This window comes from Streptomyces sp. NPDC059875, assembly GCF_042731085.1.
Taxonomy (GTDB): domain Bacteria; phylum Actinomycetota; class Actinomycetes; order Streptomycetales; family Streptomycetaceae; genus Streptomyces.
On the sequence record NZ_JBHWJZ010000026.1, the window covers coordinates 25,521 to 49,932 of the forward strand.

The 24,412-nt window shown below is 71.8% G+C and carries 23 protein-coding genes; 8 read left to right on the forward strand and 15 right to left on the reverse strand.

The features are described from left to right. Nucleotides 1-59 precede the first annotated feature (59 nt). Nucleotides 60-1,013: a helix-turn-helix domain-containing protein gene (locus ACFV9D_RS27890; protein ID WP_385151841.1), complete on the forward strand. Its 954-nt coding sequence runs from the start codon at nt 60-62 to the stop codon at nt 1,011-1,013. An 8-nt stretch (nt 1,014-1,021) separates the two neighbouring features. Here ACFV9D_RS27890 and ACFV9D_RS27895 read toward each other — a convergent pair whose 3' ends face one another. From ACFV9D_RS27895 to ACFV9D_RS27910, 4 genes are all read right to left on the reverse strand, one after another. Then, nucleotides 1,022-1,570, reverse strand: coding sequence for a YciI family protein (locus tag ACFV9D_RS27895; protein ID WP_385151845.1), 549 nt, complete (start codon nt 1,568-1,570; stop codon nt 1,022-1,024). An 82-nt stretch (nt 1,571-1,652) separates the two neighbouring features. Then, the gene (locus ACFV9D_RS27900; protein ID WP_385151848.1) at nt 1,653-2,342 is read right to left on the reverse strand and encodes an alpha/beta hydrolase family protein; all 690 of its coding nucleotides are present in this window, start codon (nt 2,340-2,342) and stop codon (nt 1,653-1,655) included. After that, on the reverse strand, nt 2,339-3,205 hold the full coding sequence (locus tag ACFV9D_RS27905; protein ID WP_385151851.1) for a GyrI-like domain-containing protein: 867 nt from the start codon (nt 3,203-3,205) through the stop codon (nt 2,339-2,341). Before ACFV9D_RS27905 ends, ACFV9D_RS27900 begins: the two co-directional genes overlap by 4 nt. 121 nt (nt 3,206-3,326) lie before the next feature. After that, on the reverse strand, nt 3,327-4,085 hold the full coding sequence (locus ACFV9D_RS27910) for a hypothetical protein (RefSeq protein ID WP_385151854.1): 759 nt from the start codon (nt 4,083-4,085) through the stop codon (nt 3,327-3,329). 87 nt (nt 4,086-4,172) lie between these two features. Here ACFV9D_RS27910 and ACFV9D_RS27915 point away from each other — a divergent pair, with 87 nt between their 5' ends. From ACFV9D_RS27915 to ACFV9D_RS27925, 3 genes are read left to right on the forward strand one after another with little or no spacing between them, the layout of a single operon-like run. Next, nucleotides 4,173-5,324, forward strand: coding sequence for an acyl-CoA dehydrogenase family protein (locus ACFV9D_RS27915; RefSeq protein ID WP_385151856.1), 1,152 nt, complete (start codon nt 4,173-4,175; stop codon nt 5,322-5,324). A 28-nt stretch (nt 5,325-5,352) separates the two neighbouring features. Beyond that, complete coding sequence (locus ACFV9D_RS27920) at nt 5,353-6,138, forward strand: electron transfer flavoprotein subunit beta/FixA family protein (protein WP_385151859.1); 786 nt, start codon at nt 5,353-5,355, stop codon at nt 6,136-6,138. 33 nt (nt 6,139-6,171) lie between these two features. Continuing rightward, on the forward strand, nt 6,172-7,128 hold the full coding sequence (locus ACFV9D_RS27925; RefSeq protein ID WP_385151862.1) for an electron transfer flavoprotein subunit alpha/FixB family protein: 957 nt from the start codon (nt 6,172-6,174) through the stop codon (nt 7,126-7,128). Between the two features lie 89 nt (nt 7,129-7,217). Here the strand turns inward: ACFV9D_RS27925 and ACFV9D_RS27930 are convergent, their stop codons facing one another. The 4 genes from ACFV9D_RS27930 to ACFV9D_RS27945 form a co-directional block, all read right to left on the reverse strand. Continuing rightward, nucleotides 7,218-7,616 carry a Zn-ribbon domain-containing OB-fold protein gene (locus tag ACFV9D_RS27930; RefSeq protein WP_385151865.1) on the reverse strand — a complete coding sequence of 133 codons (399 nt, stop codon included), beginning with the start codon at nt 7,614-7,616 and terminating at the stop codon, nt 7,218-7,220. 121 nt (nt 7,617-7,737) lie between these two features. After that, nucleotides 7,738-8,457: a TetR/AcrR family transcriptional regulator gene (locus ACFV9D_RS27935; RefSeq protein ID WP_385151869.1), complete on the reverse strand. Its 720-nt coding sequence runs from the start codon at nt 8,455-8,457 to the stop codon at nt 7,738-7,740. 103 nt (nt 8,458-8,560) lie between these two features. After that, the gene (locus tag ACFV9D_RS27940; protein ID WP_385151872.1) at nt 8,561-9,322 is read right to left on the reverse strand and encodes an SDR family NAD(P)-dependent oxidoreductase; all 762 of its coding nucleotides are present in this window, start codon (nt 9,320-9,322) and stop codon (nt 8,561-8,563) included. A gap of 73 nt (nt 9,323-9,395) precedes the next feature. Then, nucleotides 9,396-10,550, reverse strand: a complete 1,155-nt coding sequence (locus tag ACFV9D_RS27945; RefSeq protein ID WP_385151875.1) for an acyl-CoA dehydrogenase family protein — start codon at nt 10,548-10,550, stop codon at nt 9,396-9,398. 124 nt (nt 10,551-10,674) lie between these two features. On the opposite strand from ACFV9D_RS27945, the gene ACFV9D_RS27950 reads away from it, so the two are divergent. The 3 genes from ACFV9D_RS27950 (at nt 10,675) to ACFV9D_RS27960 (ending at nt 12,354) form a co-directional block, all read left to right on the forward strand. Continuing rightward, nucleotides 10,675-11,280, forward strand: a complete 606-nt coding sequence (locus tag ACFV9D_RS27950; protein WP_385151878.1) for a TetR/AcrR family transcriptional regulator — start codon at nt 10,675-10,677, stop codon at nt 11,278-11,280. Between the two features lie 127 nt (nt 11,281-11,407). Further along, the gene (locus tag ACFV9D_RS27955) at nt 11,408-12,124 is read left to right on the forward strand and encodes a TNT domain-containing protein (protein ID WP_385151881.1); all 717 of its coding nucleotides are present in this window, start codon (nt 11,408-11,410) and stop codon (nt 12,122-12,124) included. Further along, complete coding sequence (locus ACFV9D_RS27960; protein WP_385151884.1) at nt 12,121-12,354, forward strand: hypothetical protein; 234 nt, start codon at nt 12,121-12,123, stop codon at nt 12,352-12,354. Before ACFV9D_RS27955 ends, ACFV9D_RS27960 begins: the two co-directional genes overlap by 4 nt. A gap of 52 nt (nt 12,355-12,406) precedes the next feature. Here the strand turns inward: ACFV9D_RS27960 and ACFV9D_RS27965 are convergent, their stop codons facing one another. The 6 genes from ACFV9D_RS27965 to ACFV9D_RS27990 all read right to left on the reverse strand — a co-directional run bounded on the left by ACFV9D_RS27965 (nt 12,407) and on the right by ACFV9D_RS27990 (nt 20,457). Beyond that, the gene (locus tag ACFV9D_RS27965; RefSeq protein ID WP_385151887.1) at nt 12,407-13,621 is read right to left on the reverse strand and encodes a GNAT family N-acetyltransferase; all 1,215 of its coding nucleotides are present in this window, start codon (nt 13,619-13,621) and stop codon (nt 12,407-12,409) included. A 54-nt stretch (nt 13,622-13,675) separates the two neighbouring features. Then, complete coding sequence (locus ACFV9D_RS27970; RefSeq protein WP_385151889.1) at nt 13,676-14,812, reverse strand: XdhC family protein; 1,137 nt, start codon at nt 14,810-14,812, stop codon at nt 13,676-13,678. A 42-nt stretch (nt 14,813-14,854) separates the two neighbouring features. Continuing rightward, a complete protein-coding gene (locus tag ACFV9D_RS27975; protein ID WP_385151892.1) occupies nt 14,855-16,330 on the reverse strand; it encodes an NCS2 family permease in 1,476 nt (491 codons plus the stop codon). A 244-nt stretch (nt 16,331-16,574) separates the two neighbouring features. Beyond that, a complete protein-coding gene (gene pucD, locus ACFV9D_RS27980; RefSeq protein WP_385151895.1) occupies nt 16,575-18,977 on the reverse strand; it encodes a xanthine dehydrogenase subunit D in 2,403 nt (800 codons plus the stop codon). 2 nt (nt 18,978-18,979) lie between these two features. Continuing rightward, nucleotides 18,980-19,564: a (2Fe-2S)-binding protein gene (locus ACFV9D_RS27985; protein ID WP_385151898.1), complete on the reverse strand. Its 585-nt coding sequence runs from the start codon at nt 19,562-19,564 to the stop codon at nt 18,980-18,982. A 2-nt stretch (nt 19,565-19,566) separates the two neighbouring features. Continuing rightward, nucleotides 19,567-20,457, reverse strand: coding sequence for an FAD binding domain-containing protein (locus ACFV9D_RS27990; protein WP_385151901.1), 891 nt, complete (start codon nt 20,455-20,457; stop codon nt 19,567-19,569). 312 nt (nt 20,458-20,769) lie between these two features. Here ACFV9D_RS27990 and ACFV9D_RS27995 point away from each other — a divergent pair, with 312 nt between their 5' ends. Beyond that, nucleotides 20,770-22,461 carry a PucR family transcriptional regulator gene (locus ACFV9D_RS27995; RefSeq protein ID WP_385151904.1) on the forward strand — a complete coding sequence of 564 codons (1,692 nt, stop codon included), beginning with the start codon at nt 20,770-20,772 and terminating at the stop codon, nt 22,459-22,461. Nucleotides 22,462-22,572: 111 nt separating this feature from the next. Here ACFV9D_RS27995 and ACFV9D_RS28000 read toward each other — a convergent pair whose 3' ends face one another. Continuing rightward, nucleotides 22,573-24,231, reverse strand: coding sequence for an ABC transporter ATP-binding protein (locus tag ACFV9D_RS28000; RefSeq protein ID WP_385152052.1), 1,659 nt, complete (start codon nt 24,229-24,231; stop codon nt 22,573-22,575). Nucleotides 24,232-24,412 lie beyond the last annotated feature (181 nt).

Consider the following 24,412-nt stretch of genomic DNA (forward strand, 5'->3'; position numbering starts at 1 on the left):
GGTGACGTCGGCTGCCGGGCACGAGTGTCTGGAACGCCATGGCCCGTACACTTTCGGACATGGGTACTGTCGCCATCGCCGTCACCGACGGGATGCTGCACTTCGAACTCTCCGTGGCGTACGAGGTGTTCGGCGCCGATCCGTCCGGCGTGCCCGACCCCTTGTACAGCGTCGCCGTCTGCGGGCCGGGCCCCGTGCGGTTCGGCAGGTTCCGGCTGGAGCCGGACGGCGGTTTCGACGGACTCCCGTACGCCGACACGGTGATCGTGCCCGGGTGGGCCGACGTCGACGAGGATCCGCCCGCCGACCTGGTCGACGCGGTGCGCGCGGCTCACGAGGCGGGTGCGCGAGTGGCCTCGCTGTGCACGGGCGCGTTCGTGCTGGCCGCCGCCGGTCTGCTGGACGGCCGGCGCGCGACCACGCACTGGGCGCACACCCGGGCCCTGGCGGCCCGCTATCCCCGGGTGGAGGTCGATCCGGACGTGCTCTACGTGGACAGCGGCAGCGTGCTCACCTCCGCCGGCAAGGCCGCCGCGATGGATCTGTGCCTGCATCTGGTCCGCGTCGACCACGGCTCGGCGATCGCCAACACGGTCGCCCGCAATCTGGTGGTGCCGCCGCACCGGGCGGGCGGCCAGGCCCAGTTCGTCACCGCCCCCGTACCGGCCCAGGACGACAGTCCTCTCGCCGACCTGCTCCCCTGGGTGATGGAACGACTCGACCGACCGCTGACCGTGGAAGACCTGGCCCGCCGGGCGAACATGAGCTCACGCAACCTGGGCCGCCACTTCAGGTCGGCGACGGGCACCACGCCGCTGCAATGGCTGCTGACCCAGCGGATCCGGCGCGCCCAGGAACTGCTCGAGACCAGCGGCGACAGCGTGGACGCGATCGCGGCGGCGACCGGGATGGGCACCGCCGCGACGCTGCGCCGCCACTTCAACCGCACGCTCGGCGTCCCCCCGGACACCTACCGGCGCACGTTCCGCAGCTCACGAGCCGGGGCCGGATGACGCCGGGCTCAGCGACGTCCGCCGAACTCCCAGTCGTGCACCTCGATGTCGGCGTACCGGTCCTGGGTCAGGACGGCGCGTGCCGCCGCCGGGTCCGGCGCCTGGAGCAGCACCGCCGTGCCCAGCCAGGTGTCGCCGTCGTCGGACAGCAGGGGCCCGTAGGCGATCAGCTCGTCCCGGTCGTTCGGCACCTCCAGGTCGGCGGCCGGCCCGTCGCCGAGGCCGAGCACCAGGTACCGGTTGCCGCCGGTCCGGCCGCCGGGGAAGTCCCACATGGTCCGCCCCAGCATGTTCCGCCACCGCCGCACGAGGACGTCCCGGTAGATGCCGGCCTGGTAGTTCGGCTCGTCGAAGGCGAACGCTCGGGCGGCGGCGGGGTCGGGCAGGTCGACGATGTGCACGCTGCCGCTGGGCGTCTCGCCGTCGTCGGCGAAGGTCGGGCCCCGGGCGATGATCTCCTTCGCGTAGCGGTCCATGTAGGACCAGTGATCTTCGAGCAGTTCGTGGCGCAGGGCTACCGAGCCGGGCCGGTCGCGGTGGTAACAGAGGAACTCCATGCCACGATCTTGCCCCAGCCGGGTCCGAGGAAGGGTCACGGTCGGTGGAAGGTGACTTCCGGATACTGCGGCGAGGGCCCGTTCAGCAGCGGCACGCTCCGCCCCCGATGACTCCCGCCTTGACCCGGGCGTCGGACAGCAGGACCGGGATCGTACTGAAGCCGCCGGCCGAGTGCCCGACCATGGCGATGCGGTCGGCGTCGACGAGCGCGCCGCCCTTCCAGGCCGGGTGCTTTCCGGTGAGTTCGTCGAGCACGAACGAGACGTCCTGGGCACGGACGGCGCCCACCTTGGGATAGTTCCTGTCCTCGCACGCCACGCAGGTGGTCGTGCGCCCGTCGGGGAAGGAGATGCCGTCGGCCTCGTAGTTGTGTCCGACCCCCGCGACGACGTAGCCGCGGCTGGCCAACTCCTCGCCGAGACCCGTCAGGGTGGCGCGCGGCATCCCGAAGCCCGGGGACAGCACGACCATCGGCAGTCCGGCGCGCGCCTTCAGGGGCTTGGCGCCGACGGTCGCGTGGGTGCCCACCGTGCTCAACACCTCGGGCGGCAGGGGCACGTCGCCGGCCTCCAGGTACGTCCTGGACTCCTGGGCCGTCATGTACGGCGCGCATGTGTGCGAGGGCTTCACGGCCGGATACCAGAGGGAGACCATCAGCTCCCGGCGCTCCTCCGGTACCCACGGATCGGCCCGGTCCTCGTCCACCAGGTGCACGGTGGCCGAGCCCACCGGGTGCTTCCCGGTGGGCTCGGGCAGGGCCCCGGGGCTCACGCGGTGGCGCGCTCCACCGGGATCCAGAGCTCCGCCTCCGCCGTCGCCCCGCCCGGCGCCAGGTCCACGCGCAGGATCTCCGGGCCGGGCCTGCTCCGGTACGGGTTCGAGGGGAACCACTGGGTGAAGACGTCCCGCCACAGGTGCTGGAGCGCCTGCGGGAACGGGCCGTTGTTCTCGAAGACGGCCCACGTGCCCGCCGGGACGGCGAGGACATCCATGTCCTCGGGCGCCTCGGCGCGCGTCACGACGCCGTGGTAGTAGTCGAGTTCGGTCCCCTCCGCCCGGCTCGGGTCGAGCTGGTCGCTCACAGCGACGATCCCCGCCGGCTCCTGGTCGGACAGGGCCGTGATGCGCCCCAGCGTCTCGGGGCCGAGGCCCCGGATGAACTCCGCGATGGCCGGATTGATCCCCTCGTGGACGAGCGGGACACGGGCCTTCCTGCCGACGACGCGGAACTCTTCCCTGTCCGCGATCCTGTATCGCATGGTGCTGCTCCCTTCGATGACGAGTCGGAAGGACATCCGTGGCTGGGAGCGCAGAGCCGCACCGGTCCGCCGCGCCTCGCCCGGTCCGACGCCGTGGACGGCGCGGAACGCGCGTGCGAACGCCTCCCCCGAGCCGTAGCCGTAGCGCGTCGCGACGTCCAGCAGCGTCCGCTCGCCGGCGAGCACCTCGGCGCCCGCGACAGTCAGCCGCCTGCGCCGGATGTACTCCGAGAGCGGCATGCCGGCCAGCGCGGAGAACATCCGCCGGAGGTGGTACTCCGACGTCACCGCGATCCTCGCGAGGTCGGCGACCTCGATCGGCCCGTCGAGATGCGACTCGATGTGCTCCATCGCCTCGTTCAGCCGTTCCAGCACTCCGGACTCCTTCCCTTTCGCCCACCACGCTAGGAAGGGACCACCCTGCCGGACCCGACATTCCGTGCCCGAATCGGTCGGGTCCTCCGCCTCTGCCGAGCAGGCTCCGCCGATCCGCAGATCAGGCGGACGGATGCTCCGGGGCGGGGTTCCAATCGGCCGGGAGGGGGCTCCCGCACGGCGCGCAGACGTACTCCTCCTCGCGTACGAGATTCAGCTCCGCGCACGCCGGGCAGCGCCGGAACACCACCTCGTGGCCGAACCGCCCCTGGTGGGCGAGGCCCACGCGATCGAGGGCGGCGGCCACGGACGGCCAGGAGTCGGGGTCGGGACAGTAGCCGGTCGACTGGTTGCTCGTCCCGACGGCCTCCCAGCCGCCGGGACCCCGCGCGAACGCCATCTCGCCGGCCGCCCGCACCCAGCCCCGTCCGGCGCAGGCGACGTGCTCGCTGCGCCGCGGCGCGAGCCGCAGGAAACCGTCCAGGTCCACGACATAGGTGAAGGGCTCGTCGAGGTCCCCGACCGTCTGATCCGCGACCCATGCCGTGAAGTCCTCAGGGGTACGCATCACCCGGCCCGAGCTGCCCTCCGCGACCGCGGCGCGGATCTCGGGCGGCCCGACGTACCCGTACCGGCGCGGCCCGGCGGAGTCGATCACGATCCAGGGGCGCAGCACCCGGACACCCGGGCCGGAGAGGCGCACGCGTGCCGACAGGGGTGGGGTGACTTCCGGCACCTCGCGCCCGTACAGCTCGATCCGGTCGAGGACCAGCGTCCCGCCCTCGAACCGGTCCCCCGGCCTGACCAGGCCGCCGACGCAGCGGACGACACAGACGGCCGCATCCGGACCGTTCGCCTCCACCTCGTGGATCTGGAGCATGCCGTCACCCTAGCCACTGGCATCATGGCACTGAGTGTGTTTTGCTGAGGGTACTCAGTGCCACAAGCCTTAGGGGAGCTCACCATCATGGGCAAGGACTTCGACCTGTATCGCCCGTCCGAGGAGCACGAGATGCTCCGGGAGACGGTCCGTGCGCTGGCGGAGGCGAAGATCGCGCCGTTCGCCGCCGCGGTCGACGAGGAGGGCCGGTTCCCCCAGGAGGCGCTGGACGCGCTCGTGGCCGCCGACCTGCACGCGGTGCACGTCCCGGAGACCTACGGCGGCGCCGGCGCGGACGCGCTCGCGACGGTGATCGTGATCGAGGAGGTCGCCCGCGCCTGCGGCTCGTCCTCGCTGATCCCGGCCGTGAACAAGCTCGGCTCGCTCCCGGTGATCCTCTCCGGCTCCGAGGAGCTCAAGGCCAAGTACCTCGGCCCTCTCGCCAAGGGCGACGCGATGTTCTCCTACGCCCTGTCCGAGCCGGACGCCGGCTCCGACGCGGCCGGCATGAAGACCCGCGCGGTACGCGACGGTGACTTCTGGGTCCTCAACGGCGTCAAGCGCTGGATCACCAACGCCGGCGTCAGCGAGTACTACACCGTGATGGCCGTCACCGACCCCGAGAAGCGCTCCAAGGGCATCTCCGCGTTCGTGGTGGAGAAGTCCGACGAGGGTGTGTCGTTCGGTGCGCCGGAGAAGAAGCTGGGCATCAAGGGCTCCCCGACCCGCGAGGTCTACCTCGACAACGTCCGGATCCCCGCGAGCCGGATGATCGGCGCGGAGGGCACCGGCTTCGCCACCGCGATGAAGACCCTGGACCACACCCGGATCACGATCGCCGCCCAGGCCATCGGCATCGCCCAGGGCGCCCTCGACTACGCCAAGGGCTACGTCAAGGAGCGCAAGCAGTTCGGCAAGCCGATCGCCGACTTCCAGGGCGTGCAGTTCATGCTCGCCGACATGGCCATGAAGCTCGAGGCCGCCCGCCAGCTCACCTACGCCGCCGCCGCCAAGTCCGAGCGCGTCGACGGCGACCTGACCTTCTTCGGCGCCGCGGCCAAGTGCTTCGCCTCCGACGTCGCCATGGAGGTCACCACCGACGCCGTCCAGCTCCTCGGCGGCTACGGCTACACCCGCGACTACCCCGTCGAGCGCATGATGCGCGACGCCAAGATCACCCAGATCTACGAAGGCACCAACCAGGTCCAGCGCATCGTCATGGCCCGCAACCTCCCGTAATCGTCTGTCACTTGAAAGGAGCCAGGCCGTGACCCTGAGGATCGCTGTCTGTGTGAAGTACGTACCCGACGCGACCGGCGACCGCGGTTTCGCCGACGACCTGACGGTCGACCGCGACGAGGTCGACGGTCTGCTGTCGGAGCTCGACGAGTACGCGGTCGAGCAGGCGCTGCGCATCTCGGAGGAGTCCGACGACGCCGAGGTCACCGTCATCACGGTCGGCCCGGACGACGCCAAGGACGCGCTGCGCAAGGCGCTGTCGATGGGCGCCGACAAGGCGGTCCACGTCAACGACGAGGACATCCACGGCACCGACGTCATCGGCACCTCCGCGATCGTCGCCAAGGCGCTGGAGAAGACCGGTTTCGACCTGGTCATCTGCGGCATGGCGTCGACCGACGGCACGATGGGTGTGCTGCCGGCGCTGCTGGCCGAGCGGCTGAGCCTCCCGCAGGTCACCCTGCTCTCCGAGGTGACGGTGGAGGAGGGGCTGGTGAAGGGCCGCCGCGACGGCGACGCCGCCACCGAGCAGATCGAGGCCCCGCTGCCGGCCGTCGTGTCGGTCACCGACCAGTCCGGCGAGGCCCGTTACCCCTCCTTCAAGGGGATCATGGCCGCCAAGAAGAAGCCGGTCGAGGAGCTGGACCTGGACGACCTCGGCATCGACGCCGACGAGGTCGGTCTGGCCGGGTCCTGGACCCTGGTCGAGTCGGCCACGGCGCGCCCGGCGCGTACCGCGGGCACGATCGTCACCGACGAGGGCGAGGGCGGCAAGCAGCTCGCCGCGTTCCTGTCCGCCCAGAAGTTCATCTGACCCACCGTCACTACCGTTCAGGAGCAAGGAATCATGGCTGAGATCCTGGTTCTCGTGGACCACGCCGACGGTGCGGTCCGCAAGCCGGCGCTCGAACTGCTCACGCTGGCCCGCCGGATCGGCGAGCCGACGGCCGTCGTCCTCGGCGCGGGCGAGGCCGCGGCGTCGATCGCCGCCACCGCCGGCGAGTACGGCGCCGCGACCGTGTACGTCGCCGACGGCGCCGAGTTCACCGAGCAGCTCGTCGTCCCGAAGGTCGACGCGCTCACCCAGATCGCCAAGGACAAGGGCGTCGCCGCCGTCCTGGTGACCTCCTCCGGCGAGGGCAAGGAGGTCGCCGCCCGTGTCGCGCTGCGCCTCGGCTCCGGTCTCATCACCGACGCCGTGGAGCTGGAGGCCGGTGACAACGGCCCCGTCGCGACCCAGTCCGTCTTCGCCGCCTCGTACCAGGTGAAGTCGACCGTGTCGCACGGCGTGCCGGTCATCACCGTCAAGCCCAACTCCGCCGCGCCCGAGGCCGCTCCGGCCGCCGGTACGGTCGAGAACGTCACCGTCGCCTTCACCGGCAACGCGGCCACGGTCGTCTCGCGCACCCCGCGCGTGTCCACCGGCCGCCCCGAGCTGACCGAGTCCGCGATCGTGGTCTCCGGTGGTCGCGGTGTCGGCGCGGCCGAGGGCTTCGAGGTCGTCGAGAAGCTCGCCGACTCCCTCGGCGCCGCCGTGGGCGCCTCGCGCGCCGCGGTCGACGCCGGCTGGTACCCGCACTCCAACCAGGTCGGCCAGACCGGCAAGCAGGTCTCCCCGCAGCTGTACATCGCGGCGGGCATCTCCGGCGCGATCCAGCACCGGGCCGGCATGCAGACCTCGAAGACGATCATCGCGGTCAACAAGGACGCCGAGGCCCCCATCTTCGACCTCGTCGACTACGGCGTGGTCGGCGACCTCTTCGCCGTCCTGCCGCAGCTGACGGACGAGATCGGCGCGCGGTAGCGACTGAACCCCCGGCGGGGGGGCACTCCCCCGCCGAAAGGAAAGGCCCGGTGGCACTCTGTGCCACCGGGCCTTTCGTCGTGCGCGGCTCAGATCCAGCCGTCGAGGGGGACCTCCTCGCAGAGCCGGACGACCGGCTGCTGCCCGGCCGCGGCCGAGCGGGCGGAGAGCCTGACGCGGACGCCGGGGCGCACCGCGTGCGGCGGTCCGTCGACCCGGCACCGGACGACGAAGCCCTCGGCCATGTGCACCGGCCACAGGTCGGCGTCGGCGGCGGCGACCCCGCGGCGTACGGTGATCACGCCCTCGCCCTCGCTGCGCTCGGGCGCGAGGTCGGTCGACCCGCAGGTCGGACAGAGCAGGCGCTGGAAGGTGGTGGTCTGGCACCAGCGGCAGATCTGGTAGTAGAGCTCGGCGTCAGCGGCCGATTCCTCGGTCCGGACGGCGACGCTCCCGGTCCTCAGTCCCGTGGATCCGGTGTGGAACACGATGCGTTCTCCTTGCACTCGGCGGCTCAACCGTGCATGGAGCCAAGATATGGCACTGAGTGCCATCAAATAAAGACCTCAGTTCCCTCAATTGAAGATACTGAGATCCCTACGGAGCCTCTCAGCTCTCGCCGAGGCTCGACTCCACCTCGCGCACCACCCGCCACATCGGCGTGGACCTCTTGGTGATCACCACGACGACGTCCTCGGTCTCCTCCCCCTGGACACCGGCGCCCTCGCCGTCCCCGCGCCCCCCGCTCCACGTGCCCCGGACGAACTCCAGGGCCCGGTCCACCTCGGCCAGCGGGTCGCCCTCGCCGCCCGAGCGCAGCCAGTGACGCAGGGCGTGGTTGTGGGCGGCGACCACGGAGGCGGCGACCACGTTGGCGCGCAGGGTGCCGTCGCGGCGATCGGCCCAGCGGGTGCGCAGATAGTCGCCGAGCGTCTTCTCGTACCGCCAGACGACCGACAGTTCGTACGTCCGCAGGCCCGTCACCTCGCGGGTGAGGCGGTAGCGCTGGACGGAGAAGGTGGGGTTCTCGGCGTACATCCGCATGACGAGGCGGGTGGCGTCGCAGACCCGGACCAGCGGGTCGTCGCCGTCCCCGCTCGCGGCGAGGAACTCGGTCATGTCGGCGAGGCTCTGCTCGTGGTCGGGGAAGACCACGTCCTCCTTGGACGGGAAGTACCGGAAGAAGGACCGCCGACCGACCCCGGCGAGGGTCACGATGTCGTCGACGGTGGTCTGCTCGTACCCGCGCTCAAGGAAGAGCTGGAAGGCCGCGGCGATGAGGGCTTCCCGCATCGCGGGCTTGGCGGTGTTCGTCGACGCAGTTCCCATGGCCCGAACCTAACATCCGGCGGCCGAAAACGCGGCATTTGGTGCCAGCTTGAGCTGGCACCAAGTGCTGTCCCGACCGCGCGGGGTCAGCGGCCCGGCAGGCTCAGCGGGCCGCCATGCGCAGGGCGCCGTCCATCCGGATCGTCTCGCCGTTGAGATAGTCGTGCTCGGCGACCATCGTGACGAGCCGGGCGTACTCCTCGGGACGGGCGAGACGCTGCGGGAAGGTGACGCTCGCGCCGAGCCCGGCCCGGATCTCCTCGCTGAACCCGGCCATCATCGGGGTGTCGACGATCCCCGGGGCGATGGTGACGACCCGGATGCCGAACTGGGCGAGGTCGCGAGCGGCGGTGACGGTCATTCCGGCGACGCCGGCCTTGGAGGCGGCGTACGCGATCTGTCCGACCTGGCCCTCGAAGGCGGCGATCGAGGCGGTGTTGACCACCAGGCCGCGCTGGCCGTTCCCGTCCGGCTCCTGGCGCGCGATGGCCTCGGCGGCCAGGCGCATCACGTTGAACGTCCCGAGCAGGTTGACGTTCAGGACCGTGCGGAACAGGTCGAGGTCGTGCGGGCCCTTGCGGCCCAGGATCCGGGCGGAGGGGGCGATGCCCGCGCAGTTGACGGCGAGCCGCAGCTCGGCGCCGTCGGCCTCGATCCGGGCGAGGGCCTCGCGGACGGGGCCCTCCTCGGTGACGTCGGCGGCGAGCAGGGTGACGCCGTCGGGCTGGGGGCCCGCCGCGGCGACGGCCTTGTCCAGGTCCAGGCCGTAGACGGTCGCGCCGCGGGCGGCCAGGGCGGCGGCGGTGGCGGCGCCCAGGCCGGATGCGGCGCCGGTGACGAGCGCGGCGGAGCCGGCGATGTCCATGGAACTCCTCGAAACGTCAGCGGAAAAAGGGGTGCGGCAACGGGAGAACGGTGCGGCCGCGGTGAAGGGTGCGTCAGCGGGCCAGACCGCGGCTGATGACCAGTCGCTGGATCTGGTTCGTTCCTTCGAAGATCTGCATGATCTTGGCCTCGCGCATGTAGCGCTCGACCGGGAAGTCGCGGGTGTAGCCGTACCCGCCGAGGACCTGGACGGCGTCCGTGGTCACCTTCATGGCGGCGTCGGTCGCGATGAGCTTGGCGGCGCTGGCCTGTCGGCTGAAGGGCCGGCCGAGGTCACGGCGGCGGGCCGCGTCGAGGTAGGTGGCGCGGGCGGAGTCGACGGCCGCGGCCATGTCGGCCAGGAGGAAGCCGAGGCCCTGGTGGTCGACGATCCGCCGGCCGAAGGTGGTGCGCTCGTTGGCGTAGTCGACGGCGGCGTCGAGCGCGGCCTGGGCGAGGCCCGTCGCGCAGGCCGCGATGCCGAGGCGGCCGCAGTCGAGCGCACTGAACGCGATCTGGAGCCCCTGGCCCTCGTCGCCGATGAGCCGGTCGGCGTCCAGGAGGGCGCCGTCCCAGTGGGCGGAGGTGGTGGGGACGGCCTGGAGGCCCATCTTCCGCTCGGGCAGGCCGAAGGTGAGGCCGTCGGTCTCGCCGGGGGCGAGGAAGCAGGAGACGCCGTGGCTGCCCGGTTCGGTGCGGGCGAAGAGGGCGTAGAAGCCGGCCTTGCCGCCGTGGGTGATCCACGCCTTGTTGCCGGTGACCCGGTACGCGGCGCCGTTCGGGCCGTCGTCGGTGCGCTCGGCCTTGCAGGAGAGGGCGGCCGCGTCGGAGCCGGCCTGCGGCTCGGAGAGGCTGTAGCCGCCGATGGTCTCGCCGGCGAGCATCGCGGGCAGCCAGCGCTCCTTCTGCTCCGCCGTGCCGAAGGAGTGCAGGGGGTGGCAGGCGAGCGTGTGGACGCTGGTGGCGACGGCGACGGCCGCCCAGCGGGCCGCCAGCTCCTCCAGGACCTGGAGGTACACCTCGTACGGCTGGCCCCCGCCGCCGAACTCCTCGGGGTACGCGAGGCCGAGCAGCCCGGCCTGGCCGAGCGTGGTGAACAGACCTTCGGGATACGTCTCGGCGGCCTCGTGCTCGTCCACGCGGGGGGAGAGCTCCTTGTCGGCGATCTCCCGCGTGAGGGCGATGAGGTCCGCTGCCTCGGGGGTGGGAAGCAGGCGGTCGACATCCATGGCGACTCCAGTGACACTCAGCACCGCTGTAACGGTACTGCGGGCGGTACGGCAGTACCGTTGAGAGTAGCGCAGAAGGGTTCCGCCGTAACCCCCCGAACGGGTCGACCGGCATACTGTTCGGGTGATCGAGACCTCTGCCGCCGGCGCCCCCAAGCTGACGGGCCGCGGCGCGGCCCGCAGGTCGGCCCTGTTCGAGGAACTGGTGGCCCTGCTGGTCGGCGAGGGCTTCGCCCAGCTGACCCTGGACGATCTCGCGGCCCGGCTGCGCTGCTCCAAACGCACGCTCTACGGCCTGGCGGACAGCAAGGAACAGCTCGTCCGGGCGGCCGTGGTCCATTTCTTCCGGCGCGCGACCACCCGGGTCGAGGCCGTCCTCGCGGCGGAGCGGGATCCCGCGGAGCGGCTGGCCGCGTACCTGCGGGCGGTGGCCGCGGAGCTGGCTCCGGTCTCCCCCCGGTTCTTCGACGACGTGGCCGCCTTCGAGCCGGCCGCCGAGGTCTACGAGCGCAACACCCGCGCGGCGGCGGGCAGGGTGCAGCAGTTGATCGAGGAGGGTGTGCACGCGGGCGTCTTCCGCGAGGTGCACGTGACCTTCGCGGCCGATGTCATCGCCTCGGTCATGGTCCGCATCCAGCAGCGGCAGGTCGCTGCGGCGACCGGGCTCGCGGACGCGGCGGCGTACGGCCAGCTGGCCGAGCTGCTCCTGCACGGCCTGCGCAAGGGCTGAGGGCCGCCCTCCCGGGACATCTGGCCGATACCGATCCTTTCCCGGTCACTCTCCGAAGGTGATCCACTACTGTGTGCGGCGCATCGATTCGCCATGACACATGGTCACCACAGAGGGAGATCGCCGCGTGGAGCGCAGCCGTACCGACCTGAGGATCCGTGCCGTACTCGCCGCGCTGGGCGTCACCGCCGCGCTGGCGACCGCACCCGTGGCGCAGGCCGCGCCTTCCCCCGAGCCCTTCGAGCAAGGGGGACCCCCAGTCGCTGTCCCGGCGCGCGTGGCGCCCGCGCCGTGCACCGGCGAGTTCGAGGGCGACAAGCGGCTCGGCCCGCAGTACCTGCCGAAGAAGCAGCAGAAGCCGGTGGGCCCGCTGCTCCGCCACTACAAGCGCACCGGGAAGCTCTCCTCGGCCGACTTCCTCAAGAAGTACTGGGAGGGCCCGGCCGACACCGGCAGCTGGAAGTACCCGCCGAACGACGGCTTCGCCGAGATCAACGGCGAGATCGACAAGGGGCCGGACGTCCTGCAGGAGGGCGAGCGCCTGGACCGCTTCGGCTCGGAGTACGGCTCCTATCTCGCCCCGGCAGGCGACCCGTACGCCAAGCGCGCACTGCCCCCGCAGAACCTGAACACCCGTGACGCGGCCTTCCCCTGCGACTACCACCTGTACGAGGTGACCAAGGAGTTCATCGTCTGGGAGGGCGGGATCGCGCCCTGGTTCGAGCAGCCGGGCGGCGGTCGCCAGATCAAGCTCGACCCGGCGTTCCTGAACCCGGGCGACGGGCAGCGCCTCAACGTGAAGTGGCTGCTCGACCACGGCTATCTCAAGGCCGTCACCACGTGAACCGATCCGCCCTGGCCCGGGCACTCCGCGCAGCCGGGGTGCCCGAGGGCCACTACTGGATCGAGGGCGTCCACGAACCGGCGCCCACCCCGCCGGACTTCGTCTACCTGCGCTCGGCTCCGGGCGGGGACGGGTGGGAGACGGGGGTGTACGAGCGGGGCGCGTACGAGCCGGTCGCCACGCACGCGACCGAGGCGGAGGCCTGTGCCCACTTCCGTACGCTGATCTGAGACCTGTGCCCAATTCTGTGCGCCGACCTGAGACCTGGTCAGCGACGCCGGTCTAGAACTCGTCGTCGGTGTGCGGCAGTCGCGCCGTCCGCAGCGCGGTGTCGAGCACGGCGGCGGCGCCCGTGGTGTGTTCCTCCACGAGGCCCGCCGCGACCAGGTCCGTGACGCGCGTACCGCCGAGGTAGCAGGCGCCGAGGTCCCGTACGTCGAAGGAGAGGTCGACCGGGTCGCCGGTCGGCTCGTACCGCGCCCCTGCCGGGCCGGCGGCCAGGCGGAAGCGGCCGGAGTTGGCCGGGAGGCGGCCGTCGTGCACTTCCAGGACGAGGTCCACCGCGGCGGTCCAGGCGCGGGCCGTCAACGCCGCGCGGACGTCGATCAGCCGCACCCACAGCGCGGGGAACTGGCCCGTCACCCGCACCTGGTCGCGGTCCCCGGCGAAGAGGAGCAGGGGGTCGTCCAGCGGCCGGCCCCAGGCGCGGACCGTACCGGTCAGATCGATCGAGGCCAGGTAGCGCCAGAGCGCGGCGGCGACGGCCGGGGTGTCGGCCTCCACCTCGTCGACGCGGACCAGCCCCGGGGTGTGGGTGTCCTCGTTCTCGCCCTTGGTGCGGTAGACGGCGTATCCGGCGAGAGGTTCGCCGAGGGCGACGACCCGGGGCGGGGAGAGCTCGTCGTCCTCCTCGTCCTTGTCGGCGAGCCACTCCCCGCTCCAGCGCTCCTCGTCCCGCGCGTTCCGGCCGGCCCGGTGGGCGCGCGTGGCCTCGAAGATGGGCCCGACGACGGCGGGCGCGTCGGCCGGGTCGACGAGGCGCAGCGGGCGCTCGTCGGGGTCGATGCGCAGGGCGAGCGGCCGCCGCGAGTCGATCTCGACGGTGACGCCCTGGGTGGCGGGCCCGAAGCCGAACCGGCCGTAGATGGCGTCCTCGGAGGCCCAGAGCGCGGCGATCGGCAGGGCCCGCTCCGCGGACCGTCGGAAGAGCTCGGCGAGCAGGGCGGAGAGCACGCCCCGGCGCCGGTGGGTGGGGGAGACGGAGACGAACGTCAGGCCGGGACAGGGCAGTTCGCCGCCGGGCACGGACAGGGTGAAGCGGTGGGCGGCGACGAAGCCGACCAGGGTCTCGCCGTCGTACGCCCCGATCCGCTCGCAGGGGAGCAGCAGTTCGCGGTGGTGCTTGCGCTGCTCCTCCTCGGGACGCTCATGGAAGACGAGGTACGCGAGGTCGAGGGCGCGGTCGAGATGCGCTTCCGGTACGTCACGAATGTCCATGATCCGGACCCTAACGGTCGGGTGGGCCGCGCAGGACGTCGGCGTACGGGCCGGTCAGGCGACGGAACCTATCCGGCCGTCCGGTTCGCGCGGGCCGTCGTGGTGGATCGGCGTGTGGGCGCCCGTCAGAGAGGCGCCGGAGCCGCCGCGCCGGTTGGCGACGATCTCGGCGGCGATGGAGAGCGCCGTCTCCTCCGGGGTACGGGCGCCGAGGTCGAGGCCTATCGGGGAGCGCAGGCGCGCGAGTTCGAGTTCGGTGACGCCGACCTCGCGCAGGCGCTTGTTGCGGTCCTCGTGGGTGCGGCGGGAGCCCATCGCGCCGACGTAGGCGACGGGAAGCTTCAGGGCGGCCTCGAGGAGCGGGACGTCGAACTTGGCGTCGTGGGTCAGCACGCACAGGACCGTGCGGGCGTCGACCTCGGTCGACTCGAGGTAGCGGTGCGGCCAGTCGACGACGATCTCGTCGGCCTCGGGGAAACGCAGCTTGGTCGCGAAGACCGGCCGGGCGTCGCACACGGTGACGTGGTAGCCGAGGAACTTGCCGACCCGGACGAGGGCGGAGGCGAAGTCGATGGCGCCGAAGACGATCATGCGGGGGGCGGGGACAGAGGATTCGACGAGGAGGGTGAGCGGCTGTCCGCAGCGGCTGCCGTCCTCGCCGATCTCGACGGTGCCGGTGCGGCCCGCGTCCAGCATGGCCAGCGCCTCGCCGGCCGCGGTGCGGTCCAACTCGGGGTGGCCGCCGAGGACGCCTTCGTACGAACCGTCGGGGCGGACGAGCAGCGCCCGCCCCATCAGGTCCTCGGGTCCTTCGGTGATCCGTGCCAGGGCCGCCGGCTCCCTGACGGCCGCCGCCGCCAGGGCGGCGGGGAAGACCCCGCCGCGTACCGGCGTGACGAGGATGTCGATGATTCCGCCACAGGTCAGACCGACGGCGAAAGCGTCCTCGTCGCTGTATCCGAAGCGCTCGGCGACGGTCTTGCCGTCCTCGAGGGCCTGTTGGCACAGCTCGTAGACCGCACCCTCCACACACCCGCCGGAGACCGATCCGATCGCCGTGCCGTCGCTGTCGACGGCGAGTGCGGCGCCCGGCTGCCGGGGCGCGCTCCCGCCGACCGCCACGACCGTGGCGACGGCGAACTCGCGTCCCTGCTCGACCCACCGGTGCAGCTCTTCGGCGATGTCCAGCATCTCGAACTCCTCGATATGTGTGTGGAGGGCGACGGTAAGGCGTCAGCCAACGCCCAGCCAGCTCTCGATCGGATGGATCGCGAAGTACACGATGAAGATCGCGGTCAGGCCCCACATGAAGGCGCCCACTTCGCGTGCCTTGCCCTGCGCCACCTTGATGACGGCGTAGGAGATCACACCGGCCGCGACACCCGTGGTGATGGTGTACGTGAACGGCATCAGGACCACGGTGAGGAACACCGGGATCGCGACGGAGCGGTCGCTCCAGTCGACGTGCTTGGCGTTCTGCATCATCATCGCGCCGATGACGACCAGGGCCGCGGAGGCGACCTCGGCGGGCACGATCGCGGTGAGCGGGGTGAAGAAGAGGCAGGCCGCGAAGAACGCGCCGGTGACGACGGAGGACAGACCCGTACGGGCACCCTCACCGACGCCGGTCGCCGATTCGACGAAGACGGTCTGGCCGGAGCCGCCGCTCGCACCACCGAGGACACCGCCGGCGCCGTCGATGAACAGGGCCTTGGACAGGCCCGGCATGCGGCCCTTGTCGTCCGCGAGGTTGGCCTCGGAGCCGACGCCGATGATCGTGGCCATGGCGTCGAAGAAGCCGGCCAGGACCAGGGTGAAGACGATCATGGTGATCGTGATGTAGCCGACGTCGCCCCAGCCGCTGAAGGACACTTCGCCGATGAGCGAGAAGTCCGGTGCGGAGACGGCGCTGCCGTTGAGCTCCGGCGGGCCGGAGAACCAGGCGCCCGCGCCCTTGGCCGGGATGTCGGCGACGGCGTTGACGATCAGGGCGACGACGGTACCGACGACGATGCCGATCAGGATGGCGCCGGGGATGTTGCGGGCCTGCAGCGCGAAGATCAGCAGCAGGGTCACCGCGAAGATGAGGACGGGCCAGCCCTGGAGCTCACCGAGCGGGCCGAGGGTGACCGGGCCACCGCCGGGAGACGGGTTCTCGTGGACGAAGCCGGCCTTGACGAAGCCGATGATCGCGATGAAGAGGCCGATGCCGATCGTGATCGCGTGCTTGATCGCCAGGGGGATGGCGTTCATGATCATCTCGCGCAGGCCGGTGACCACCAGGAGGCAGATCACCACACCGTAGGCCACACACATGGCCATGGCCTGCGGCCAGGTCATGACGGCGATGACCTGCGACGAGAGCACACCGGAGACGCTGAGCCCCGCCGCGAGGGCGAGCGGGACCTTGCCCCAGAAGCCCATGAGCAGGGTGGTCACCGCGGCGGCCAGGGCGGTCGCCGTGATGAGGGCGGGCTGGCTGAGGACGTTTCCGTCCACATCCTTGCCGCCGAGGATCAGGGGGTTGAGCAGGAGAATGTACGCCATCGCCATGAAGGTGGTGACGCCGCCGCGGATCTCCGTCGCGACGGTGGATCCTCTCTCCGAGATGTGAAAGTACCGGTCGAGCCAAGAGCGGCCGGCGGGGACGTTCGAGCCGGAGCCCGCGTCCTCCGAGGCGGTCTTGGGCTCCACTGACGACTGGGTCATGGGGCCTACTCCCAAGGTTCAAAGGGGCACCCGCATAAGACTTTCCGAAGGTCAGACAAGCTGCGGGATTTGGGATGCTGCGTGGGCTGCACGACCCGGGGGACGGCCCGAGACGAACGGGTGAATCGGTACTGCTGGGTGGTGCTGGTACTGCCGGGTACTGCTGGGTACTGCTGGGTTGCTCCGGGCGGTGCGGGCTGGGGAAGTGTGACGTTCCTGGGAGGCACGCACCGCCCGGAGAGTCCTACAGGGTGCCGGTGAGCGCTTCGGGGCGGACCGGCGTCTTGTTGAGCTCCAGGCCCGTCGCGTTCCGGATCGCCGCGAGGACGGCCGGGGTGGACGACAGGGTCGGGGCCTCGCCGAGTCCCCGCAGGCCGTACGGCGCGTTGGGGTCGGCCAGTTCGAGTACGTCGACCGGGATGGTCGGCGTGTCGAGGATCGTCGGGATCAGGTAGTCCGTGAAGGAGGGGTTGCGCACCTTCGCGGTCTTCGGGTCCACGATGATCTCTTCCATCACCGCGACGCCCAGGCCCTGGGTGGTACCACCCTGGATCTGACCGACGACGGAGAGCATGTTGAGCGCCTTGCCGACGTCCTGGGCGGTGGCGAGCTCGATGACCTTCACCAGGCCGAGCTCGGTGTCCACCTCCACCACCGCGCGGTGCGCGGCGAAGGTGTACTGGACGTGGCCGTCGCCCTGACCGGTCTTCAGGTCGAACGCGACGGTCGGGCGGTGCCGGAACTCGTGCTCCTGGTCGATGGCCTCGCCCTCGAGGACGTCCGCCAGGTCCGCGAGGACCTCGCCGCCGTCGGTGACGACCTTGCCGCCTTCGAGCAGCAGCTCGGCGGTGGCCCACGCCGGGTGGTACGAGCCGAACTTGCGACGGCCGATCTCGAGGACGGCCTCGCGCACCTTCTCGCAGGTGTTCTTCACCGCGCCACCGGTCATGTACGTCTGCCGGGAGGCGGACGTCGAACCGGCGGAGCCGACCTGGGTGTCGGCCGGGTGGATGGTCACCTGGGTGACGCCCAGCTCCGTGCGGGCGATCTGCGCGTGGACGGTGACACCGCCCTGGCCGACCTCCGCCATGGCCGTGTGGACCATCGCGACGGGCTCGCCGTTGATGACCTCCAGCCGCACGCGGGCGGTGGAGTAGTCGTCGAAGCCCTCGGAGAAGCCGACGTTCTTGATGCCGACGGCGTAGCCGACACCGCGGACGACGCCCTCGCCGTGGGTGGTGTTGGAGAGGCCACCCGGCAGGGCGCGGACGTCCGCGTCCTCGCCGGCCGCGAGCCACTGCTGCTCCGGCGGCATCGGGCGGGCCTTGACCCGGCGCAGCAGCTCGGCGACCGGGGCCGGCGAGTCCACGACCTGGCCGGTGGGCATGATCGTGCCCATCTCCATGGCGTTCAGCTGGCGCAGCTCCACCGGGTCCATGCCCAGCTTCGCCGCGAGCTTGTCCATCTGCGCCTCGTACGCGAAGCACGCCTGGACCGCGCCGAAGCCGCGCATCGCGCCACAGGGCGGGTTGTTCGTGTAGAGCGCGACGGCCTCGATCTCGACGTCGTCGATCACGTACGGACCGGCGCCCAGCGAGGACGCGTTGCCGACGACGGCCGGGGAGGCCGAGGCGTAGGCACCGCCGTCGAGCACGATCCGGGCCTTCATGTGCGTGATCTTGCCGTCCTTGGTGGCGCCGTGCTCGTACCAGAGCTTCGCCGGGTGGCGGTGCACGTGACCGAAGAAGGACTCGAAGCGGTTGTAGACGATCTTGACCGGCTTGCCGGTGCGCAGCGCCAGGAGGCAGGCGTGGATCTGCATCGAGATGTCCTCGCGGCCACCGAAGGCACCGCCGACGCCGGAGAGCGTCATGCGCACCTTCTCCTCGGGGAGACCGAGGACGGGGGCGATCTGCTGGAGGTCCGAGTGCAGCCACTGGGTGGCGACGTACAGGTCGACGCCACCGTCCTCGGCGGGCACGGCGAGGCCGGACTCCGGGCCGAGGAAGGCCTGGTCCTGCATGCCGAAGGTGTACTCGCCCTCGACGATCACGTCGGCCTTCTTACGGGCCTCCTCCACGTTGCCGCGGATGATCGGCTGGCGGTGCACGATGTTCGGGTGCGGGACGTGACCGGAGTGGTGGTCGTCGCGGCCCTCGTGGATCAGCGGGGCGTCGGCGGCGAGGGCGGAGGCCTCGTCGGTGACGACCGGCAGTTCCTTGTACTCGATCTTGATCTTGGCGGCCGCACGGCGGGCGGTCTCCGGGTGGTCGGCGGCGATCAGGGCCACCGGCTCACCGTGGTGACGGACCTTGCCATGGGCCAGGACCGGGGTGTCCTGGATCTCCAGACCGTAGTTCTTCATCTCGGCCGGCAGGTCGTCGTACGTGAGGACGGCGTACACGCCGGCCATCGCGAGCGCCTCGGAGATGTCGATCGAGACGATCTCGGCGTGCGCGACGGTGGAGCGCAGCGTCTGGCCCCACAGCATGTCCTCGTGCCACATGTCCGAGGAGTACGCGAACTCGCCGGTGACCTTGAGGGTGCCGTCCGGGCGGAGCGTGGACTCGCCGATGCCACCCTGGTTGTGCTTCTGGGTGACGTTCGTCGGCGTACCGGCGGGCGTGGTGCGCGTGTTCTGAGCCATGGTCAGACCGCCTCTCCCTGACGGGCGGCCGCCAGGCGGACCGCGTCGAGGATCTTCTCGTAGCCCGTGCAGCGGCAGAGGTTGCCGGAGAGGGCCTCACGGATGTCCTGGTCGGACGGGTCGCTCTGACGCTCCAGGAGCTCGTCGGCGGCGATCAGCAGACCCGGGGTGCAGAAACCGCACTGGACGGCGCCGGCGTCGATGAACGCCTGCTGGATCGGGGAGAGTTCGACACCCTCACCGGTCTGCGAGTCCTGACCGGGCTTCGCCTCCCACTGCTTGGCGGAGTCGAGCGAGGCGCCGGTGGCGCAGCCACCGTGGCCGTGCTCCTCGCGCTGCTTGGCGAAGTCGGCGAGACCCTCGACCGTGACGACGTCGCGGCCCTCGACCTGGCCGGCGGCGACCAGGCAGGAACAGACCGGCACACCGTCGAGGCGGACCGTGCAGGAACCGCACTCGCCCTGCTCGCAGGCGTTCTTGGAGCCGGGCAGGCCCATCCGCTCACGCAGGACGTAGAGCAGGGACTCGCCCTCCCAGACGTCGTCGGCTTCCTGCGGACGACCGTTGACCGTGAAATTGACGCGCATGGTTATGCAGCTCCCTCAAGCGAGCGGCCGGTGCCGCGGTACTGCTCCCAGGTCCAGCCGAGCTGACGGCGGGCCATGATGCCGACGGCGTGGCGGCGGTACTTGGCGGTGCCACGAACGTCGTCGATCGGGTTCGCGGCGCCGGAGCACAGGTCCGCGAACTGCTTGGCGATCGACGGGGTGATGATCTTGCCGCTCTCCCAGAAACCGCCCTCTTCCAGAGCCGCGTTCAGGAAGGCCTCGGCCTCCTTGGCGCGGATCGGGGTCGGCGCGGCCGAACCGATGCCGGTGCGGACGGTGCGGGTCTCCGGGTGGAGCGCCAGGCCGAAGGCGCAGACCGCGATGACCATCGCGTTGCGGGTGCCGACCTTGGAGTACTGCTGGGGGCCGTCCGCCTTCTTGATGTGGACGGTCTTGATGAGCTCGTCGGGCTGCAGCGCGTTGCGCTTCACGCCCGTGTAGAACTCGTCGATCGGGATGAACCGGTTGCCACGCACCGACTCGACCTCGACCTCGGCGCCCGCGGCGAGCAGCGCGGGGTGCGCGTCACCGGCGGGGGACGCGGTGCCGAGGTTGCCGCCGACGCCGCCGCGGTTGCGGATCTGCGGGGAGGCCACGGTGTGCGAGGCGAGCGCGAGGCCCGGCAGCTCGGCCCGCAGGTTCTCCATGATCTGGGTGTACGGAACGGAAGCGCCGAGTCGGACGTTCTCCTCGCCGACCTCCCACTCGCGCAGCAGCTCGATACGGTTCAGGTCCAGGAGGTACTCGGGACGCCGGTGGTCGAAGTTGATCTCGACCATGATGTCGGTACCACCCGCGATGGGCACGGCCGTGGGGTGCTCGGCCTTGGCGGCGAGCGCCTCCTCCCAGCTGGCGGGGCGAAGGAAGTCCATGGTGGCTCTCTTCTTGTGCTTCTAGTGGTCGGGGGTCGGTCGTACGGGCCCGGGGGGACGGCCGGCCCTCGACTTCGAATTCATGTTCACGTGCTGTTAACGCGATGTGTGGCCTAGTACACAAGCCCGGCCCGCTGGGGTGCAGTCACCGAAAACATGAAGGAGTTGGCTGGTGGCCTCGTTCGTCTTGTAGATTCGAACGAAAGGGTGTCCTCAGTAACCTCGCCGTTTTCCCCTGGAAACGGCGGCACCAGGCCACCTACGACAACGCGACAGTTTTCGCGACGGACGAGAAGGAACGGCGGCAACGAGATGCGGCTGCGCGCACTGCTGGAAACCGACGCGCTGGGGCTGCGCCTGCTCGGTGGTGAGGACGAGCTGGACCGCACCGTCCGTGGCGTGATGACGACGGACCTCAAGGACCCCAGCCGGTATCTGTCCGGTGGAGAGCTGGTCCTCACCGGCCTCGCCTGGCTGCGGGACCCGGAGGACGCCGAGCCCTTCGTCCGAATCCTTGCGTCCGCCGGGGTGGCGGCGCTGGCCGCCGGCGAGGCTGAGCTCGGAGACATCCCCGACGATCTCGTACAGGCGTGTTTGCGCCACCGACTGCCACTGTTCGCGGTGAACGAGTCCGTTGCTTTCGCGACGATTACCGAGCACGTTGTTCGACAGGTCTCCGGGGAGCGGGCCGGGGACCTCGCGGCGGTCGTCGACCGCCACCGGCGGCTGATGACCTCCGGCCCGGCGGGCGGCGGCCCCGAGGTCGTCCTCGATCTTCTCGGCTCCGACCTCGACCTCCGGGCCTGGGTCCTCTCCCCCACCGGCCGCCAGATCGCGGGCGCCGGGGAGCCGCTGGACGCCGGGCTCGCGGCGAAGCTGGCCGGCGAGCACCTGGCCGCCACCCGGACCGGACGCCGCGGGCCGCACCGCCTGAGCGCCGCCGGAACCACCTACTCCCTCTTCCCGATCCGCAACACCGGGCGCGGGGCCGCGCCCGCCTCCCGGGACGTACGGGAAACCGTCCTGTCCGACTGGCTGCTCGCCGTCGAGGCCGACGCGGGCGACTGGCCGGCGGCCCGGCTCGACCTGCTCCAGGGCGTCACCCAGCTCATCGCCGTCGAGCGGGACCGGCGGGACGCGGCGCGCACCGTACGGCGCCGGCTCGCGCAGGAGGTCCTCGAACTCGTCCAGACCGGCGCCGCCCCGGCGGAGATCGCCGCCCGCCTGCGGGTCGCCGCCCCGGTGCTGCTGCCCGGCCTGGGGACCGCGCCGCACTGGCAGGTCGTCGTCGCCCGGGTGGAATGGGACCCGGAGGCCGGGGCGGGCGCCGTGGACACCGGTCCCGTCGCCCAGGCGCTCCTGGAGGAGATCCTCGTCGACCCGGCGACCGTGGGCGCCGACTCCGCGGACCGGATCGCCGTCGCGCACCACGGGGACGAGGCCATCGCCCTGGTCCCGCTGCCCGCCGGGCCGCTCCCCGACAGCGAGGACGAGGGCACCAACAGCATCGGGCTGCACGCCGACGCGCTGCTCGCGGCGGTACGGGACCCCCTGTCGTCCGGTCTCGCCGACGACGGCCGCCTCACCCTGGGCGTCAGCGCGGCCGTCCACTCGGCGGAGGGCCTGCGCGGGGCCCTGGAGGAGGCCCGTCACGCCCGGCGGGTCGCCGCGGCCCGCCCCGGCCGCGTCTGCGCCGCGGGCCACCACGAGCTCGCCTCGCACGTGCTGCTCCTGCCGTTCGTGCCGGACGACGTCCGCCGCGCCTTCACGGCCCGGCTGCTCGACCCGCTGCGGGACTACGACCGCCGCCACCGCGCCGAGCTCATCCCCACGCTGGAGGCCTTCCTCGACTGCGACGGCTCCTGGACGCGCTGCGCGACCCGACTTCACCTGCATGTGAACACCCTGCGCTACCGGGTGGGACGGATCGAGCAACTGACGGGGAGGGACCTGTCGCGTCTGGAGGACAAGCTGGACTTCTTCCTGGCGCTGCGGATGTCCTGACGGATGTCCTGACGCGGCTCGGGGCCCGGTACGTACGGCTCGGGGCCGCTCAGGCCCGCTCAGGGCCCGGCTCAGGGCCCGGCCGGTACGACGGCACGGCCTCAGGGGCCCTCAGGGCCCGGTACGGCTCAGGAGCGTCCTGAAGGGACCTTCCTGAGCCGTCAGCTGCTCCCAGGTACCCGTTTCCACCACCCGGCCGCCGTCCAGCACGGCGATCCGGTCGGCGCGGCGGATGGTGGAGGGGCGGTGGGCGATGAGGACGGTGGTGCGGGTCGCCGCGCCCGGCGCGGCGGCGAGGGCGGCGGCGAGGTCGGCTTCCCCGGCGGCGTCCAGGTTCGCCGTGGTCTCGTCGAGGACGAGGATGCGGGGCTCGGCCAGCAGGGCGCGGCCCAGGGCGACGCGGGCCCGCTGGCCGCCCGAGAGCGTGGCGCCGCGCTCGCCGACCGCGAGGCCGGAGACCAGATGGCCGACCCCGCACAGCTCCGCCACCTCCCGAACCTGCTCGTCCGGGGCGTCGGGCGCCGCGAGCCGCAGGTTCTCCGCGAGGGTGCCGTGGAAAAGCGGCGCGTCCTGCCCGACCACGGCCACGGCGCGGCGCAGGTCGGCATCGGCGAGGCGCCGTACGTCGACGGCGCGATCGGCGGCCTGGTCGCCGACGATCTCCACGACGCCCTCCCGCGGGTCCCAGAAGCGGGCGAGGAGATGGGCCACGGTCGATTTCCCGGCGCCCGAGGCCCCGACCAGCGCCACGGTCTCCCCCGGGCGGACGACGAGGTCGATCCCGGCGAGGACGTCCGTACCGCCGTAGTCGAAGCGGACGCCCCGCAGCCGTACTCCCAGAGGTCCGTCCGGCAGCGGCACGGGCCGCTCGGCCGCCGGGGCGCCCGCCCGGGCACCGATCGCGGCGCCCACGCGGGCGGCGGCCGCCCGAAGACCACCCGCTTGGCCCAACGCGGCCGCCGAATCCGCGACCGGCGCGAGACAGCCCAGGGCCAGGGCCATGGCGGCCGGTGCCCACGGGCCGCTCAGGGTGTGCGCGGCCGCGGCGACGACGCCGACGACCGCCGCGACCACGAGCAGGTCGCGGACGGCGGCTGCGCCGGCCTCCCAGGTGTGCTCGGCGCGCTGGGCGTCACCCAGCCGCCGGCCGTACGCGCGCAGCCGTGCTCGGCGGCGGTCCAGGGCGCCGAAGGCGAGGAGCTCGCGCAGCCCGTCGACGGTCTCCACGGTCTCCGCCGACAGCGCCGCGGCGGCCTCGCGCGTCCGCGCCCCGCGCGCCGCCCTGCCTCGCCCGTCGAGGAGCGGCCCGAGGACGAGGAGCCCGGCGGCCGGCAGCACGGCGGCGAGCAGCCACGGGTCGACGACCCCGAGCACGGCCGCCCCGGTGGCGAAGACCGAACCGGAGGCGAGGAGTTGGGCGACGGCGTGCGCGTAGAAGAACTCCAGGGCTTCCACGTCCCCGAGCGCGGCCGACGCGAGATCCCCACTGCGCCGCCCGGCGATCCGCGCGGGCGCGCTCCGGGAGAGCCCGTCGAAGACCCGGACGCGCAGCTCGGCGAGCACCCGATAGGCCAGGTCGTGCGACAGGTCCATCTCCCGCCAGGTGGCGAGCGACCGCACCAACACGAGCCCGACGAGAGCGACCACGGTCCCGGCGCCGGGCACCACCCCTTCCACGACGCCGGCCCCGACGGTATGCGCGGCGACCGTGACCAGCGCGACGAGCGCGGCCTGATCGACCAGCGCGGCGAAGAAGGTCCGCCCGGTCATCCCCCGATGCGCCCCAAGGACAGGGAGAAGCGCGCGCAGGGCGCGGGGCGGGGCGTCGGACTCAGCCGGGGACGGGCCGTCGGGCCCGGTCGGCACGGCCTGCCCGCGCGCCGACTCCGGGGGCTCGGTCGTGGCCGGTGCGGCGGGCTTCGTGTCGGGCGACGGCGGCCGGCCGGTCGTG

Bases quoted from the DNA above. Each gene is read 5' to 3' on its own strand.
- ACFV9D_RS27940 (WP_385151872.1), bottom strand. From the start codon at position 9,322: ATGGACATCGCCGGCTCCGCCGCGCTCGTCACCGGCGCCGCATCCGGC.
- ACFV9D_RS27915 (WP_385151856.1), top strand. From the start codon at position 4,173: ATGGGCAAGGACTTCGACCTGTATCGCCCGTCCGAGGAGCACGAGATG.
- ACFV9D_RS27890 (WP_385151841.1), top strand. From the start codon at position 60: ATGGGTACTGTCGCCATCGCCGTCACCGACGGGATGCTGCACTTCGAA.
- ACFV9D_RS27935 (WP_385151869.1), bottom strand. From the start codon at position 8,457: ATGGGAACTGCGTCGACGAACACCGCCAAGCCCGCGATGCGGGAAGCC.
- ACFV9D_RS27990 (WP_385151901.1), bottom strand. From the start codon at position 20,457: ATGGACTTCCTTCGCCCCGCCAGCTGGGAGGAGGCGCTCGCCGCCAAG.
- ACFV9D_RS27995 (WP_385151904.1), top strand. From the start codon at position 20,770: ATGCGGCTGCGCGCACTGCTGGAAACCGACGCGCTGGGGCTGCGCCTG.
- ACFV9D_RS27985 (WP_385151898.1), bottom strand. From the start codon at position 19,564: ATGCGCGTCAATTTCACGGTCAACGGTCGTCCGCAGGAAGCCGACGAC.
- ACFV9D_RS27895 (WP_385151845.1), bottom strand. From the start codon at position 1,570: ATGGAGTTCCTCTGTTACCACCGCGACCGGCCCGGCTCGGTAGCCCTG.
- ACFV9D_RS27970 (WP_385151889.1), bottom strand. From the start codon at position 14,812: ATGCTGGACATCGCCGAAGAGCTGCACCGGTGGGTCGAGCAGGGACGC.
- ACFV9D_RS27975 (WP_385151892.1), bottom strand. From the start codon at position 16,330: ATGACCCAGTCGTCAGTGGAGCCCAAGACCGCCTCGGAGGACGCGGGC.
- ACFV9D_RS27945 (WP_385151875.1), bottom strand. From the start codon at position 10,550: ATGGATGTCGACCGCCTGCTTCCCACCCCCGAGGCAGCGGACCTCATC.
- ACFV9D_RS27925 (WP_385151862.1), top strand. From the start codon at position 6,172: ATGGCTGAGATCCTGGTTCTCGTGGACCACGCCGACGGTGCGGTCCGC.
- ACFV9D_RS27965 (WP_385151887.1), bottom strand. From the start codon at position 13,621: ATGGACATTCGTGACGTACCGGAAGCGCATCTCGACCGCGCCCTCGAC.
- pucD (WP_385151895.1), bottom strand. From the start codon at position 18,977: ATGGCTCAGAACACGCGCACCACGCCCGCCGGTACGCCGACGAACGTC.
- ACFV9D_RS28000 (WP_385152052.1), bottom strand. From the start codon at position 24,231: ATGACCGGGCGGACCTTCTTCGCCGCGCTGGTCGATCAGGCCGCGCTC.
- ACFV9D_RS27910 (WP_385151854.1), bottom strand. From the start codon at position 4,085: ATGCTCCAGATCCACGAGGTGGAGGCGAACGGTCCGGATGCGGCCGTC.